Here is a 300-nt window from a genome sequence, read left to right as displayed (position 1 = left end):
TATCAAAAAATACGGATTGAGACGGGAAACTGTCAGGAAAACCTTACCAGTCAGGTTAGTACATTTAATAAATACGCCACGTGTAATAGAACGTCGCATGATAGAAACAGCAGCGGCCGACCTCCTCGCGCAGAGTACCGTTCCGCTCGAAATGACACAGACCGAGATATTCCAGTTCATTCAGAGCAACACCCTCCTGAGCGCGTCGCTGTGGGTGAACATCGCCCTCGCGGGGCTGTCGATCCTCCTGTTCGTCTACATGGGACGGAACGTGGAGGACCCGCGCGCCCAGCTGATCTT

General features: G+C 53.0%; 1 pseudogene. It reads left to right on the top strand.

Annotation, left to right across the window (positions count from 1 at the left end):
* Positions 1-151 precede the first annotated feature (151 nt).
* Positions 152-300: pseudogene (locus EXE42_RS17580) on the top strand (capsular biosynthesis protein CpsH); the annotation flags it as partial.

Origin of the sequence: Halorubrum sp. SP3 (assembly GCF_005435195.1) — an archaeon.
Classification (GTDB): domain Archaea; phylum Halobacteriota; class Halobacteria; order Halobacteriales; family Haloferacaceae; genus Halorubrum; species Halorubrum sodomense.
This window is presented reverse-complemented; position numbering and strand designations above follow the sequence as displayed.